Here is a 15,139-nt window from a genome sequence, read left to right on the forward strand (position 1 = left end):
CGGAATCGAGGGGTGGAATGGTCAGGTTTGCCAGCAGGAAGACCCGGCAGCATGCCGTGATGTCGGACGAGTTCGAGCGCGAGCTGACGCGAGAAGTGCTGCGGACCGAGCTGTTGCGGGTGAGGGCGCTGATCACGACGGGCTGCGTCATGATCCTGTTCCTCACCGCAACCTACCTGATCGACCCTGCCATCGTGAACCGGGTCTGGCGCGGGACGGAGGGCTTGGTCCGCGAATACATGCTCTTGGGGGGCTTCATCCTCTTCGAGGTCTGGGTCCACAGCCAGATCAGGCGAAACCTCAAGCTCGATCGCGACCTGCCGGTGATCAGGCGCTATATCGGCGCTCTCATCGAAACGTCGCTGCCGACGATCATCCTGATTCTGCAGATTCGCAGCATGGGCGCTGGGCCCGCGCTCGGTTTCGTGCTGCCACTGGCCTATTTCATCTTCATCATTCTTTCGACGCTGCGGCTCGATTTCTGGCTGTCCACCTTCACGGGATTTGTGGCCGCAGCCGAACTCCTAGCCGTCGCGCTGTACTACAATTCGGCCAGCGACGCTGGCGAACCGCTGATCTACTTTCACGCTGTGCGCAGCACCATCATCCTGATCTGCGGCGTGCTCGCCGGCTCCGTCGGCGCGCGGCTGCGGCGGCAATTTGCCGCGAGCATCGCGGCCGCCACCGCGCGTGATCGCGTCACCAACCTGTTCGGCCAGCACGTCTCGCCGCAGGTGGTGGAACGGCTGATGGCGGCGGGGCCCAGCGCGGGCGGCGACCTTCGCCGCGTCGCGGTGATGTTCGTCGATTTCCGCGGCTTCACCGCCAGCGCGCGGTTGCGCACCCCGCAGGAGGTGGTTGACCGGCTCGACGGTGCGTTCGCCGTGCTGGTCGACATTCTCGATCGTCAGGGCGGCATCGTGAACAAGTTTTTGGGCGATGGCTTCCTCGCCCTGTTCGGCGCGCCGCTGGAGGCCTCCGACGCCGCGCACCGCGCGGTTGCCGCAGGCCGCGAGATGCTGGCCGCGATGGACCGCATCAACGCGCAAACGAGCTGGCCGCTGCGGATCGGCATCGGCATCCATTTCGGCGAGGTCGTTGCCGGCAATATCGGCTCGCCCCGGCGCAAGGAGTACACGGTGATCGGCGACACCGTGAACTTCGCCTCGCGGCTGGAGGCACTCAACAAGGAGTTCGGCTCGCACCTCCTGATCTCCGCGTCCGTCCGCGAGGCGCTCGGCGACGACGGTGAGGACGCCGTCGCGCTCGGCGAGGTCGCGGTTCGCGGCTACGAGCACAAGGTGGCGGTGTTTCAACTGGGGTGAGCGACTGTGTTCGCTGTCAAGCGGGTTGCCATGGTGTTTTCGTCCTGATCATGACGTTGAGGATGGTAAGCAGCTTGCGGGCGACGGCGATCAGGGCAACGAGCTTCGGCTTTCCCTTGGCCACGAGGCGCTCAAAGAAGGCCTTGAGGACGGGGTTGTGACGTCTGGCGGTCATTGCTCCCATGAACAATACCGTTCGCACCGCTTGTCGCCCGCCACCAATGAAGCTTTTTCCGCGCCATTGGCCGGATTGGCGCGTGTAGGGCGCCAAGCCGGCCAGTGCCGCAATCTGCTTGCGGTTCAGGCGGCCGAGCTCTGGCAGCTCGGCCATCAAGGTCCGGGCAATGATGGGCCCAACGCCGGGAACGGAGGCGAGCAAATCCTCTGCTTCGCGCCAGGCCGGCGAAGATCGCACTGCATCGTCGATGTCCGTATCGACGCTGACGAGCTCCTTCTCCAGCGCCTTGATCAGCCGTGTGATGCTCTTTCTTAAATGCTGCGAGGTTGCGCGCTTTTCCCGTTGCCGCTCGGCACCTATCATGTCCACGATTTGACGCCGGCGCGTCACCAAATCCGACAAAAACCGTGTCGCCTCATCCGGCAAAGGCCGGGGTTCGGGCCGTGTCGCTGCGGCAAAGTGAGCGATTACAGAAGCATCGATCGGATCGGTCTTGGCGCGTTGTCCGAGTGCCTTGGCAAAGGCACGGACCTGCGCCGGATTGACAACGACGATAGGAAGGCCGGCGCCGCCAACTGCCGCTGCCGCAATGGTCTCGAAGCCGCCCGTCGCCTCGAGCGCCACAATAGTGGGGGCAAGCTGTTTCAGCCGAGCGGTCAGCTGCTCCAACCCCGCACCGTTGCGTTCTACGACGAACGCCTCACCACCGGGATGAACTGCAACGTCAAGACGGTCCTTCGATACGTCGATACCAACTGCGATGATATCCATGGTCACCCTTCCTTGCCTAATCGGGCTTCGCACTTTGCGGCCCAGGCGACTGTTCGGGTTCAATGGACTAACGGACGGGGCACCTCTCTCACCCACGGCCTGCAACGACCTGGGGGGTTGCGGGCTCCCGTCCGTCACCGCAACGTCTACAATAGCAGACCTGCGGCGCTTCGACTTACAAGCGGCTCGCGTTTCGTTGAAGGCGCGTGATGAAATATCCCACGGCGATTTCCGCTCATATTGTCAGGACGCCGAAACCTCTCGGCTTCCGTTTGCCACGCGGAGAGAACCCATGACCCGATTGACCCTTGTCTCGGCCGCCCTGATCGCCGCCGCCGTCTATCAAACCCAGGTCGCAGCCGCTCGCGACGTCGCCCCGCGGCGCGCCTCGCCTCAGGCGGCTGCGGATTGCGTGAGGGCTCCGGCACAGGGCGCGTTTGCCTCAGCGCCCTACAAGCAGCCGCCCTGCACGCCGAGGGCAGCGAATTAACGCGCAAGGCGAGGTCGGGTTGGCAACGTCCGCCGGCCCGACCTCGCGTCCCCCGCGGGCATCGCCGGTTTCTCGACTGCGGTACCTCGGTAGTGCTTGACTCCCATCTCATCTAGTCATCTATATGACTATATGAATGCAGCCCCGCACGACGACCGCCTGCCACGCTACCAGCGCCTGCGCGACGACCTCGCCGCGCGGATCAACCGCAATGAATGGCTGCCGGGCGAGCCGATCCCGTCGGAGGCCGAGCTCGCGGCGCATTACGGCGTCGCCATCGGCACCGTGCGCAAAGCGATCGATCAGCTCGTTGCCGATACCGTGCTGGAGCGCCAGCAGGGCCGCGGCACCTTCGTGCGCCGGGCGCGCTTCAACTCCTCGCTATTCCGCTTCTTCCGCTTCCAGTCCGAGAGCGGCGAGCGGCGCGTGCCGAAGAGCCGCATCATCCGGCGCAAGAGCGTTCCGGCGAATTCGGCCGTTGCGTCGGCGCTGCGCATCCCTGTCGGCGAGCCCGTGATCAGCCTGTCGCGTCTGCGCCTGATCGACGATGTACCGCTGCTCGCCGAAGAAATCTGGCTCCAGCAATCGCGCTTCGCGCCGATCCTGGAGATCGACACCGCCGAATTCGGCGACCTGCTTTATCCGCTCTACGAGGAGCGCTGCGGGGAGGTGGTGGTGTCGGCCGAGGAAATTCTGACGGTCGAAACCGCCAACGAGATGCAGGCCCGCCTGCTGCGCCTCGAAGCGCACGCACCATTGATCGTGATCGAGCGCCTCGCGCTCGATCTGGAGCGGCGGCCGATCGAATGGCGCAGGTCGAGGGGGCCGGCCGACCGGTTCCGCTACCACGCCGAGATCAGGTGAGAGCGACCTTTCAACGACATCAAGCAATAACGAATTCAAGGGAGAAACAATGTCAAACTGGTACAGCGAAAGCTCGCCGCTGGAGCGGCGCACGTTCTGGGCAAGCTTTGGCGGCTGGGCGCTGGATGCGCTCGACGTCCAGATGTTCGGCCTTGCCATTCCCGCGCTGATCGCCGCCTTCGGCATCAGCAAGGCCGATGCGGGCCTGCTCGGCTCGGTCACGCTGTTCTTCGGCGCGTTCGGCGACCGTTTTGGCCGCGTCAAGGCGCTTCAGATTACCGTTGCGACCTTTGCGCTCGCGACCTTCGCCTGCGCGTTCGCGATGACTTACAACCAGCTCCTGATCCTGAAGGCGATTCAGGGCCTCGGCTTCGGCGCCGAATGGGCTTGCGGCGCGGTGCTGATGGCCGAGATCATTCGCCCCGAGCATCGCGGCAAGGCGCTGGGCTCGGTGCAGAGCGCCTGGGCCGTGGGGTGGGGCGCAGCTGTGCTGCTCTCGGCCCTCGTGTTCACTTATGCACCCGCCGACATCGCCTGGCGGCTGCTGTTTGCGCTGGGGCTGTTGCCCGCGCTCCTCATCATCTTCATCCGCCGCGGCTTGAAGGAGCCGCCGCGCGCGGTCGCAGCCGACAAGACGCCATTCTTCGCCACGCTCTCGGGCATCTTCCATCGTGACGTGCTGCGCTCGACGCTGATCGGAGGCCTGTTTGGCATCGGCGCCCATGGCGGTTACGCGGCCCTGACCACGTTCCTGCCGACATACTTGCGCGAAGTGCGGCATCTGTCGGTGCTGGGCTCCAGCGGCTATCTCGCAGTCATCATCGTTGCCTTCTTCTGCGGCTGCATCGCGAGCGGCATCATCAGCGACCGCATCGGCCGCAGGGCCAATGTCACCTTCTTCGCCAGCGCCTGCATCGTCACCGTGCTGATCTACATCTTCGCGCCGCTGACCAACGGCGAGATGCTGGTGCTCGGCTTTCCGCTCGGCTTCTTCTCGGCCGGCATTCCCGCCAGCATGGCGGCGCTGTTCAGCGAGCTCTATCCGGCCGGCGTGCGCGGCACCGGTGTCGGCTTCTGCTACAATTTCGGCCGCATCGTCTCCGCCGCGTTCCCCTTCCTCGTGGGCTATCTCAGCGACCATATCGGGCTCGGACCGGCGATCGGCATCGATGCGGCCTTCGCCTATTCGCTGGTGCTGATCGCGGTGGTGCTGCTGCCCGAAACCCGCGGCAAGGTTTTCGAACAAGCCGCGGCGACGCGCGCCTGACGCCGGATGGGGAGCAGTCACCATGATATCCCGCGAGCGTGGCCTGACGCGCCGCCAATTCGGCACAGGCCTTGTATCCCTCGTGTCGGCCACGGCCGTCGCGAGCCGAGCGAAGAGTGAGACGAGCTTGCCGACAATCGATACCCATGCCCATGTCTTCCACCGCGGCCTCAAGCTCGCGCCCGGCCGGCGCTATGCCCCAGATTACGATGCGCCGCTGGCGCTCTATCTGGAGCAGCTCGACCGCAATGGCATGAGCAATGGCGTGCTGGTGCAGCCGAGCTTTCTCGGCGCCGACAATTCCTATCTGGTCGAGAGCCTGAAGACTTCCGGCGGACGCCTGCGTGGTATCGCGGTGGTCGATCCTTCCGTGACCGCGGACGAACTGCGCGCGCTCGATCGCGCCGGCGTCGTCGGCATCCGCCTCAATCTGGTCGGTCAGCCCTTGCCCGATCTCGCTGCCGGCGAATGGAAGGCGCTGCTCGGAAACGTGAAATCGATGGGCTGGCAAGTCGAGCTCCAGCGCAACGCGTCCGACCTCGCAGTGCTGGCGCCGCAGCTGCTCGACCATGGTGTCACCGTCGTGCTCGATCACTACGCGTTGCCGGATCCGAAACTCGGCGTCGCCGATCCCGGCTTCCAGTCGGTGCTGAAGCTCGGCGCGACGCGAAATGTCTGGGTCAAGATCTCGGCGCCGTATCGCAACGGCGCGAGCGGCGAGAGTTTTGCGAAGGAGGCCTATCCGCTGCTGCGCAAGGCTTACGGCCTCGACCGCCTGCTGTGGGGCAGCGACTGGCCGCACACGCAGTTCGAGGCGTCGCAGGCTTACGCGAAAAACCGGCAGTTTCTCGATGCGCTGATCGTCGACGACAGCGAGCGCGCGCGGGTGCTCGCATCGCCGCATCAGCTGTTCCGCTTCTGATTCTCCCTCCTGATCTCCTCGCGCGATTGCTCCGAATGCTCCGAATTTTGGGGCATGACGAGCGATGTCGCCGGCCTGTAGACTGCCGGCGATGCGGCCGGTTGAGGCCGCGATTTTCATGAGGAAGTGAAGATGCAGCGCCGCTACATCACCGTCGACGTGTTCACCGACCGCGCCTTCGGCGGGAACCAGCTCGCCGTGGTGCTCGATGCCGGCGGGCTCACGACGCAGCAGATGCAGGCGATCGCGACCGAGTTCAATTATTCCGAGACGACCTTCGTGCTGCCACCGCGCGACAGGGCCAATGACGCCGAGGTGCGCATCTTCACGCCGGTGCTGGAGATTGCCTTTGCCGGCCATCCCAATGTCGGCACCGCCTTCGTGCTGGCCTCGATGGCAAAAGAGCTGAAACCGCGCCTGCTGTTTGAGGAGAAGGCCGGGCTCGTGCCGGTCGAGATCGTGAGAGAACAGGGCCGGGTGGTCAGAACCGAGCTCACCGCGCCCCAGCCTTTGGCGCGGCTGTCGCAATTGTCTGCCGCTGAAGCTGCAAGCTGCGTCTCGCTCGGTGCGGATGACATCAAGGTCGACAGCCACGCGCCGCAGATCGTCAGCGTTGGAAACGCGTTTCTGGTGATGGAGCTGCATTCGCGCGAGGCGCTCAAGCGCGCCCGGCCCGATGCGGCGGCCTACGGCAAGGTCTTGCCGCGGGACGGCGCCCGCTCGGTATGGTTCTACACGCGCGACGTGCCGCCAGCGGAGGCGCCTTGCGACCGGCAGGCGCGGATGTTCATGCGCGGCGCCAGCGGCCTCGTCGAGGATCCCGCCACCGGCAGCGCGACGGTCGCCGCGGCCGCGCTGTTTGCCGATCTCGATCCCACGCGCGATGGCGAGTTGAAGCTCACCGTGGGCCAGGGCTTTGACATGGGACGGCCAAGCATCCTCCGGACGCGCGTGCGCAAGCAGGATGGTAAGATCACGTCCGCTCATGTCGGCGGCAGCTGCGTGCAAATGATGGAAGGGACGTTTCGGCTGGCGGGGGAGGGGTGAGCTCTCTCCACGCGCCAAGACGAACTCGCGCCAGATCCGTCATCCTGAGGTGCGAGCCCTTGCGAGCCTCGAAGGATGCACGGCCGAGATGCTACATCGGGGCACGCCGTCGTCCTTCGAGGGCCGCTGAAGAAGCGGCCACCTCAGGATGACGGCTACGGTTAAAGTCGTCCTCCCCGCCCGAAGGCCGCTACACCTGTCGTCCGGCCAAATTCCTCACCGCCACGCCATCGCGCTCCTCGATGATCTCCGCGATCATCTGGCGGTGGCAATGGGTGTGATCGCGTTCGTAGCAGAGCAGGCAGACCGGTCCGGCCTTCATCACCAGCGCCGAGAGCTCGTCCATCTCTTCCCTGGCCTGCGGCGTCTTCAGGTGCTTGGAATAGATCCTCTCCAGCACATCGTATTGGCCGCTGCGCGCGGCGAGGCGGCCTTCCTTCGGCGTGCCGAGCGCGGCGAGATGGACATAGGTGATCCCGCGCTCATCGAGGCCCGCGGACAGCTGCTTCTTCGAAAAGCCGGGCCGGCGCGAAGAGGTCACCGCGCGCACGTCGACCACGAGCTTGACGCCGGCCTCTACCAGCTCGTCGAGCACCGCCTTGGGCGGCGTCTGTTCATAACCGATGGTGAAGAGCTTTTTCGCCTTTGCCATGAACCATCCTCAGCTCACCCGTGCGATCAGTTCCATGGCGCCGGCCGGTGCGCGCACCTTGCCCTCGTGGATGACATAGGCGAACACGTCACGCGGCTCCTTCTTCGGCTTGGCCTTGTCGACCTTCGGCAGATCGTCGGGTTCACTCCCCTCGGCCCAGTCCTGAAAGCGCTTGGCCCAGGCATCGAGCTGCTTCGGCGGATAGCAGGTCTTGATCTCGTCATTGCCCTTCTGGAGCCGTGCATAGACGAAATCGCCGGCGACGTCGGCGATCGCCGGATATTTGCCGTGCTCGGCGAACACGACAGGCGTCTCGAACTCGCGGATCAGCGCGACGAAGTCCGGTGCGCAAAAGCTGTCGTGGCGGACCTCGACGACATGGCGCAGCGCGCGCCCCTCGAGCTTGCGCGGCAGCAGCTCGAGGAACTTGCCGAAATCGGCGCCGTCGAACTTTTTCGTCGGCGCGAACTGCCACAGCACCGGTCCGAGATGGTCGCCGAGTTCCAGCACGCCGGAATCATAGAACCGCTTGATGGAATCGCCGGCCTCGGCGAGCACGCGGCGGTTGGTGGCGAAGCGGGGTCCCTTCACCGAGAACACGAAACCATCGGGCACTTCGCTGGCCCATTTCCGGAAGCTCTCCGGCTTCTGCGAGCCGTAATAGGTGCCGTTGATCTCGATCGAGGTCAGCTTCGAGGCGGCGTAGGACAGCTCCTTGGCCTGCGTGAGCTTCTCCGGGTAGAACACGCCGCGCCAGGGCTCGAAGGTCCAGCCGCCCACGCCGATGAAAATGTTGCCGGATTTTTTGGACGCGGTTTTTGCTTTGGCCACGGGAGGGTCTCGCATCGACGGGGAGGGACCTCATCCTAATCAAACCAGATGTGATTGGCCAGTTGCGCCGTCCCGTCTAAGGTCGCAACGGGACCCGCGCAAAAGGAGAACAAGAATGCGGATGCTGATGGTGGGAGCGGCGCTCGTCATGATGACATCTGCTGCCATGACGTTTGGTGCCATGGCCGACGATGACGACGATGCCAAGGGTGCGCAGAAGCTCGCCATGCAGGGCCGCGACGATTACTGGCATTGCCTGGCGCGGGAATATTCGCGCGACTCCAATCAGGGAATGTCGGAACAGGATTTCGGCCGCTCGGTCGCGGGCGCCTGTCCGTCGGAGCGGCAATATTACCGGGTGGCGTTGCTCGACTATCTCACCACGCAATATCCGAACATCGATGCCGGCGCCCATCTCGCCACCGCGAACAGGGCGGTCGAGTCGGCGCAGAAGGACATCGTGACGGCCTTCGTCAAGCACAGGCCGCCCGCAAAGTAGGGCAGTGGCGAATGGCCAATCGCGAAGAGGGCATGTAAGCCGGCGATCCTCATGCGCGACGAGCCATTCGCTACTCGCCCCTTCGCGGAGGGCTCTTCCAGCTCCGCGCGCATCCATGGTATCACTGGAGGCATCTGGAACAGGGATGGGCTTCCATGTCGTCTGAGTCGATGGGTGGCATTCTGGGCGCGATCGTCGCGGCGGTCGTGCTTGCGGTCGCCGTCGTATTGGGGCCGATCGGCCAGTACGGCAAGCCGCCCAGGCCGGCAAAGGCCGAGCCGGCTCCGGCGGCAGCGCCCGCTGTCCCGGCCGCCCCCGTGCCGCGTGGGCCGGTGATCAAGGAAGTCCCGAATTAGCAAGGGTCTAAAAAAGAGCGCTATGCCCCCTTGCGAAGCGGTTTTGCCGTACCTATTTAGCTTCTAACGGCGACGTTGAGTGAAACCTCCGGCGCTGGAACGACCTTGGAATAGCTTGGGCTCGCGCCGGATGTACGCGCGGTCCGCCATTCCGGGGTCGTTGGCATTTTTGGGCCCTTTTTGGGCCTTTCCCCACAGACCCCCGGCTCGGTAGATCTTGGCAGCGCAACGTCTTGGCAGCGCAGGACGCGGCGGATATACGCTGCCGTCATGAATGAAGCGATCAGACCGGGCTCCGGCACTCCCCCGCAGGCTCAAGAGGCGCCGGAACTGTCGGTCATCGTCCCGACGTTCAACGAGCGCGACAACGTCACGGTGCTGTACCGGCGGCTGGAGGCGACGCTCGCCAACGTCGCCTGGGAAGTCGTGTTCGTCGACGATAATTCGCCCGACGGCACCTGGGACGTCGTGCGCGCGCTGGCGCAGCGCGACAGCCGCGTGCGTTGTGTCCGCCGCATCGGCCGCCGCGGCCTATCGGGCGCCTGCATCGAGGGTATCCTGGCCTCCAGCGCGCCCTATGTGGCCGTGATCGATGCCGACCTCCAGCACGACGAGACGCAACTGCCGAAGATGCTGTTGCTGCTCGCAAGCGACCAGGCCGATCTCGTCGTCGGCAGCCGCTACATCGAGGGCTACAAGAGCGAAGGCTTCAACAAGCAGCGCGCCGGCGCCAGCGCGCTTGCGACCGAACTCGCCAGGAAGGTGCTGCGGGTCGAGATCGCCGATCCCATGAGCGGCTTCTTCATGGTTCGCCGCGACCGTTTCGAGGAGCTCGCGCCGAAGCTGTCGGTGCACGGCTTCAAGATCCTGCTCGACCTCGTCGCGAGCGCGAACGGTGGCTTGCGAGCCGTTGAAATTCCCTACACGTTCGGTCAGCGCCAGCACGGCGAGAGCAAGCTCGATTCCATGGTCGCGCTGGATTTTCTCGGCCTGGTGCTGGCCAAATTCACCAACGATGCTGTCTCGCTTCGCTTCATCCTGTTCGCGATGGTCGGCGGCATCGGCCTCGTGGTGCATCTGACGACGCTGTTCATCGCCCTTCAGCTGTTCAAGGCGCCGTTCGCGGAGGCGCAGGCCGCGGGCGCCGTCGTCGCCATGACCAGCAACTTCGTCCTCAACAACTTCCTCACCTATCGCGACCAGCGGCTGAAGGGCTTTGCGCTGCTGCGCGGCTTGATCGCCTTCTACATCGTGTGCAGCGTCGGCCTGCTCGCCAATGTCGGCGTCGCCTTCTCTGTCTACGACCAGGAGCCGATCTGGTGGCTGGCCGGCATGGCCGGCGCGCTGATGGGCGTGGTGTGGAACTACGCAATGTCCGGACTGTTCGTCTGGCGCAAGAAATAGCTCGACATGGGCGGGGCTGACGCGCGGATTGTCCGCAATACCGCGCTGGTGATCGTTGCGCTGGTCGGCTTGCGGCTGGTCGCGGCCGCGTTCACGCCCATCACCTTCGACGAAGCCTATTACTGGATGTGGTCGAAGAACCTCGCCGGCGGATATTACGACCACCCGCCGATGGTCGCCTATGTGATCCGCGCCGGCACCATGATCGCCGGCGACACCGAGCTCGGCGTCCGCGTGTTCTCGATCCTGCTCGCGCTGCCGATGAGCTACGCGATCTACCGCTCCGCCGCCATCCTGTTCGGTGGCGCGCGGGTGGCGGCGACCAGCGCCATCCTGCTCAACGTGACGATGATGGCCTCGGTCGGCACGCTGATCGTCACGCCCGATGCGCCGCTGCTGGTTGCCTCCAGCTTCGTGCTGTTCTTCCTCGCCAAGGTGCTGGAGACCGGCCGCGGCGTCTGGTGGCTCGCCGTCGGCGCGGCGGTCGGCGCGGCGCTGCTGTCGAAATACACCGCGATGTTCTTTGGCGCTGCGATCCTGATCTGGCTTGCGGCCGTGCCGAAACTGCGGCGCTGGTTCCTCTCGCCCTGGCCCTATCTCGGCGGTCTCGTTGCGTTCGCGCTGTTCTCACCGGTGATCCTGTGGAATGCGGATCATCAATGGGTCTCGTTCGTGAAGCAGCTCGGCCGCGCGAAGATCGAGGACTTCCGTCCCGTCTTCATCGCCGAGCTGATCCCGACCCAGATCGCCTTTGCGACCCCGCTGGTCTTCATCCTCGGCGCGATGGGCCTGCACGCGCTGACCTGGCGCCGGGCCGGCGCGCTGGCCTCGCGTTTGCTGATCGAGACGCTGTTCTGGACCATCGTCGTCTATTTCGTCTGGCATTCGCTGCATGCCCGCGTCGAGGCCAACTGGTTCGCGCCGGTCTATCCGCCCTTCATCGTTGCCGCGGCCGCCGCCGCCAATCTCGTGCAGTGGCAACCACGCGCGCGCCGCCTGGTGGACTTCTGCCTGCGCTGGGCCGCGCCCGTAGGCATCGTGATGTTTGCCGCGCTGATCGTGCAGGCCAACACCGGCTGGCTGTCGGGCTATCGCCGCGACGCGACGGTGCGCAGCGTCGGCGTCGGCTGGCGTGAACTCGCCGCCGAGATCGAGGCGGTGCGCGCGCGCAGTGGCGCGACCTGCGTGCTCGCGCAGGACTACGGCACCACGGGCTGGCTCGCCTTCTATCTGCCGCGCGGCACCTGCGTGGTGCAGCAGAACCAGCGCATCCGCTGGGTCAACATGCCCGAGCCCGATCCAAAGCTGCTTGCCGGCAAGGTGATCTCTGTCGACGAGCTGCGCCCGGACGGCCATCCCGCCCTCGACGAGCTCTTCGCGAAGGTGACGCAAATTGCGCAATTGCAGCGCAAGCGCGGGCCGCTCGTGATTGAAACCTACGGCATTGATCTGCTCGAAGGCGCCAAGGGCGACGTGCTCGACCGCTCGCCGCCGCCGGAAGCGCGGTAGGCGGCCCCAAAAATCAGTCGATCATCTCGGCCCTGGCGGCGGCCTGGCTCGGCCCGTTCTGGTCGCGCCAGAACCAGACGGTCACGACGCCGGAGCGGCCGCGGACCTGCGTGAGCAGGGGACCCGACAGAATGCCGTCGGGAGCGCCGTGGAAGTCGGCCGCATCCAGCAGCGTATCGGTCAGCGCGAGCCGCGCACAGTTCTGGGCGGCAACCTCCATCAAGCGGTTCGCGACGTTGACCGTGTCGCCGGTCGCCGTGATGTGCTGGTGGCTTTCGCCGAGGCGGGAGGCGACGATCGGGCCGAAATGCGCGCCGATCTTGAAACCGAGCTGGCCGCGGAGGGCAGGCGGCAGCGAAGCGATCCAGCGATCGACGCTGCGATACAGGTCGATCGAGCATTGCAGCGCGCGCGCCGCGTCGTCGGGCATCGCGTGTGGCAGTCCGAACAGGATCATGGCGCCGTCGCCGAGAAAGCCGGTGATCAGGCCGCCGCAATCGACCGCGGCCTTGTCGATCAGCGCGTGAAATGCCCTCAGCAGATGCTGCAGCTCGTCCGGATCGATCCGTTCGCTGAGCGTCGTGAAACCGGAGAGATCGATGAAGACGACGGCCGCATCCTGCCGGACCGGCCTGGACAGGAAATTCGGATCGCGCGTCAGCCATTCCTGCACGGCGGGCGCCTGGAATTGCGCCAGCGACCTGCTCTTGGCGGCAAAATATTGCGTGCGGCGGCCGCCGGCCCACAGCTGCACGCCGGCAAAGACCGCGACCGGCGGCACCGCGGCGGCAAGTGTCGTCGCGGCGTTCAGCCAAACGCCGTGCGTGAAGGCGAACAGATTGAGCCCGGCCCAGGCGATCATCACCGCGGCGGCCGCGACGATGCCGGGCGCGCTGCGCCGCCAGGCGAGCAGGCCGACCAGCAGCATCGGCAAAAGGATCGCGAAAAGCGCGTCGGCGATGTGGACCTTGCGGTCGCGCACGATGCCGTCACCGGCGACGAGATGGGTGATCGCGGTCGAGATCACCTCGACGCCGGGCATCAGGGAATCGAACGGTGTCGGATAGAAGTCGCCGCCGCCGGCGACCGCGGCGCCGATCACGACGATGCGGTTCTCGATCGCCGCGCGATTGAGCGTACCGTCGAAGATGCTCTGCGCGCTGACGGTGCGGATGGTGCGGCGCGGGCCGTAATAGGTGATCGGCAGCGCGAAATCGCTGTCAGTCGACACCGCGCGATCGCCGAGCATGAGATGATCCGGCGCGATCGTCAGCGGCTTGTCGAGCGCGCGGGTCGCGACGCGCAAGGGAAATGACAGCTCGACCTTGTCGCGGGTCCGGAACAGCATCGGCACCGAAAGCGGCGAGCCCGACTGCCCCGTCGCGACGTTGACGACTCCGACCTCGGCGTGATCGGCGAAGGCGGGCAGCGGCAGCAGGAATCGCTCGGCCTGTGGCAGCGCGGCGAGGGGACCTTGGGTGCCCGGCTCCACGGTCTCGCTGGCGGTCGGGAAGATCGCCGCGGCGGCGAGCACCATGGGACCGGTGGCGAGCGTGTTGGCCAGCGTCGCGTCGCCGATCGCCGCGCTGCGGTCGACCAGCAGCAGGTCGATCGCGACGACCTTCGGCTTGAACTGCACGATGGTATCGACGACGCGCGCGAGATCGGCGCGCGGCAGCGGATAGCTGCCACCGCGTTTCACGACGGTGTCGTCGATCGCGACGATGGTGACGAGATCGGGCGGAGCCTGCACGCCGCGGACCTGGGTCCGCCAATCCGTCAGCGTCGCCTCGAGCCGATCGAGAAAGCGCAGATGACCGTTGGCGTGGCCGGCATAGATGCCGGCACCCCACAGCGCGGTGAGGACGAGTGCCACCAGGATCTGAACGCGTCTAGTCATTACGTGCTGCAATCTTCTTTGTGGCCCGGGCGTTGCTGCGCGGGCCTTAATTGTCCAGGCCTTATTGACCCAGTCTTGCCATCAGCGCGTCGACGCGCGGCTGGCCCCAGGTCTTGACGGTCAACGGGCCCGTTGCCTCGACATCGACGCCTTGGCCCGGTCCGAGCACGACGCCGCGTCCACGAGCCCTGCGGCTCACACCGACACGGCCGTCAGCAACGAAGACCGCGGTCTTGGCCTCAGCGACATCGACGGCCCATTTGGTCCCGCGCACTGCGGCGATCGCCTGCGGCGTCAGCACCTTGAAGGGATTGCCGCCGGGCTTCTTGGGCACCTCGATCAGCAGCGCCTTGCTGCTCAACTCCACGGAGTCAATATGTCCGTCGCGGTTGGCGTCCTTAAGTTCAAATCTCGCGCCGTTTTCCGCAACGATGGTGATGCCGTTGTCGCAGCGCCACACTTGCGTGCCCGCAGCCGATGGCGATGCGGTGCAGCCGACATTGACAGCCGGCTGTGCATTCGCAGACCCGATCAACTGAAACAACCACGCCAGAGCGAAAATACCGGCGCCCGCGATCCCTCTCATGCCAGCCTCCGTTTGCGTGCTTGGCACAGTTCAAAGCGATGTTGATACGGTACCGTATCACACGCAGAGGCTGCTGAAAAGTGCCGCTCTCGGAGCTATTTCCTCGGTGCGGTCTTTTCCAGTCCGACGCGATCAACTTTCAGTCAGGGCGCCGTGCCGCGTGAGCACTCTGTGCGCGATGTGTGATGTGGGACGGGCTCTGCCGCCACCCTGCTGGCACCCGCTGGAGAGGGCGGCGCGCACCAGCCTCGCGCAATGCTTCCCCGCTATTGTCCGGGTATTGAAGATCACGAAAACGACTTGGTTGGATGGCCTTAGAGGGGCGGCCTGTGACGTCCGTCGAACGTGCCGAACCGGCCGAGAATTATAGTTAACAGACGCTCCTAAGTCCGTAGTTCTGCGGACTTTTTTCTCGAAATGGGACAGCGTTAACGCGGTGCCTCATATCTGCCCGAACTTAATCTGCATTTAACTAAAAGTCGCCTTAATGACGCTCCGACCTCCTGCGAGATGCTGTTCCCGGATCGTGACCAGCGGC

At 65.2% G+C, this 15,139-nt stretch carries 15 protein-coding genes; 10 read left to right on the forward strand and 5 right to left on the reverse strand.

Annotated features, from left to right (window positions below):
- The first annotated feature begins 17 nt into the window (after nucleotides 1-17).
- Nucleotides 18-1,325 carry an adenylate/guanylate cyclase domain-containing protein gene (locus AB7531_RS15880; RefSeq protein WP_063982416.1) on the forward strand — a complete coding sequence of 436 codons (1,308 nt, stop codon included), beginning with the start codon at nucleotides 18-20 and terminating at the stop codon, nucleotides 1,323-1,325.
- A gap of 16 nt (nucleotides 1,326-1,341) precedes the next feature.
- Here AB7531_RS15880 and AB7531_RS15885 read toward each other — a convergent pair whose 3' ends face one another.
- Nucleotides 1,342-2,274: an IS110 family transposase gene (locus tag AB7531_RS15885; RefSeq protein ID WP_441279984.1), complete on the reverse strand. Its 933-nt coding sequence runs from the start codon at nucleotides 2,272-2,274 to the stop codon at nucleotides 1,342-1,344.
- Between the two features lie 292 nt (nucleotides 2,275-2,566).
- On the opposite strand from AB7531_RS15885, the gene AB7531_RS15890 reads away from it, so the two are divergent.
- From AB7531_RS15890 to AB7531_RS15910, 5 genes are all read left to right on the forward strand, one after another.
- Nucleotides 2,567-2,764 carry a hypothetical protein gene (locus AB7531_RS15890; protein WP_063982418.1) on the forward strand — a complete coding sequence of 66 codons (198 nt, stop codon included), beginning with the start codon at nucleotides 2,567-2,569 and terminating at the stop codon, nucleotides 2,762-2,764.
- A gap of 132 nt (nucleotides 2,765-2,896) precedes the next feature.
- Nucleotides 2,897-3,628 (forward strand): GntR family transcriptional regulator, encoded by a 732-nt coding sequence (locus AB7531_RS15895; RefSeq protein ID WP_063982419.1) that lies wholly within the window; start codon nucleotides 2,897-2,899, stop codon nucleotides 3,626-3,628.
- Nucleotides 3,629-3,677: 49 nt separating this feature from the next.
- On the forward strand, nucleotides 3,678-4,895 hold the full coding sequence (locus AB7531_RS15900; RefSeq protein ID WP_063982420.1) for an MFS transporter: 1,218 nt from the start codon (nucleotides 3,678-3,680) through the stop codon (nucleotides 4,893-4,895).
- 22 nt (nucleotides 4,896-4,917) lie between these two features.
- Nucleotides 4,918-5,817: an amidohydrolase family protein gene (locus tag AB7531_RS15905; RefSeq protein ID WP_063982421.1), complete on the forward strand. Its 900-nt coding sequence runs from the start codon at nucleotides 4,918-4,920 to the stop codon at nucleotides 5,815-5,817.
- 132 nt (nucleotides 5,818-5,949) lie between these two features.
- Nucleotides 5,950-6,864, forward strand: coding sequence for a PhzF family phenazine biosynthesis protein (locus tag AB7531_RS15910; RefSeq protein WP_063986263.1), 915 nt, complete (start codon nucleotides 5,950-5,952; stop codon nucleotides 6,862-6,864).
- Between the two features lie 190 nt (nucleotides 6,865-7,054).
- Here the strand turns inward: AB7531_RS15910 and AB7531_RS15915 are convergent, their stop codons facing one another.
- Nucleotides 7,055-7,516 carry a DUF488 domain-containing protein gene (locus AB7531_RS15915; RefSeq protein ID WP_063982422.1) on the reverse strand — a complete coding sequence of 154 codons (462 nt, stop codon included), beginning with the start codon at nucleotides 7,514-7,516 and terminating at the stop codon, nucleotides 7,055-7,057.
- 9 nt (nucleotides 7,517-7,525) lie between these two features.
- Nucleotides 7,526-8,362 carry a DUF72 domain-containing protein gene (locus AB7531_RS15920; RefSeq protein WP_014494217.1) on the reverse strand — a complete coding sequence of 279 codons (837 nt, stop codon included), beginning with the start codon at nucleotides 8,360-8,362 and terminating at the stop codon, nucleotides 7,526-7,528.
- 100 nt (nucleotides 8,363-8,462) lie between these two features.
- On the opposite strand from AB7531_RS15920, the gene AB7531_RS15925 reads away from it, so the two are divergent.
- The 4 genes from AB7531_RS15925 (at nucleotide 8,463) to AB7531_RS15940 (ending at nucleotide 12,115) form a co-directional block, all read left to right on the forward strand.
- A complete protein-coding gene (locus AB7531_RS15925) occupies nucleotides 8,463-8,846 on the forward strand; it encodes a hypothetical protein (protein ID WP_063982423.1) in 384 nt (127 codons plus the stop codon).
- Nucleotides 8,847-9,001: 155 nt separating this feature from the next.
- Nucleotides 9,002-9,202 carry a hypothetical protein gene (locus AB7531_RS15930; RefSeq protein ID WP_063982424.1) on the forward strand — a complete coding sequence of 67 codons (201 nt, stop codon included), beginning with the start codon at nucleotides 9,002-9,004 and terminating at the stop codon, nucleotides 9,200-9,202.
- Between the two features lie 270 nt (nucleotides 9,203-9,472).
- Nucleotides 9,473-10,606 carry a glycosyltransferase family 2 protein gene (locus AB7531_RS15935; protein ID WP_063982425.1) on the forward strand — a complete coding sequence of 378 codons (1,134 nt, stop codon included), beginning with the start codon at nucleotides 9,473-9,475 and terminating at the stop codon, nucleotides 10,604-10,606.
- Between the two features lie 6 nt (nucleotides 10,607-10,612).
- On the forward strand, nucleotides 10,613-12,115 hold the full coding sequence (locus AB7531_RS15940) for a glycosyltransferase family 39 protein (protein WP_063982426.1): 1,503 nt from the start codon (nucleotides 10,613-10,615) through the stop codon (nucleotides 12,113-12,115).
- A gap of 13 nt (nucleotides 12,116-12,128) precedes the next feature.
- On the opposite strand, the gene AB7531_RS15945 is transcribed toward AB7531_RS15940, so the two are convergent.
- Both AB7531_RS15945 and AB7531_RS15950 read right to left on the reverse strand, forming a co-directional pair.
- Nucleotides 12,129-14,015: a CHASE2 domain-containing protein gene (locus tag AB7531_RS15945; protein ID WP_063982427.1), complete on the reverse strand. Its 1,887-nt coding sequence runs from the start codon at nucleotides 14,013-14,015 to the stop codon at nucleotides 12,129-12,131.
- Nucleotides 14,016-14,076: 61 nt separating this feature from the next.
- Entirely contained in the window at nucleotides 14,077-14,601 is a 525-nt protein-coding gene (locus AB7531_RS15950; RefSeq protein WP_063982428.1) for a FecR domain-containing protein, read from the reverse strand.
- Between the last annotated feature and the right edge of the window lie 538 nt (nucleotides 14,602-15,139).

The organism is Bradyrhizobium sp. 63_E2_N1_3 (assembly GCF_052076005.1).
Lineage (GTDB): Bacteria > Pseudomonadota > Alphaproteobacteria > Rhizobiales > Xanthobacteraceae > Bradyrhizobium > Bradyrhizobium barranii.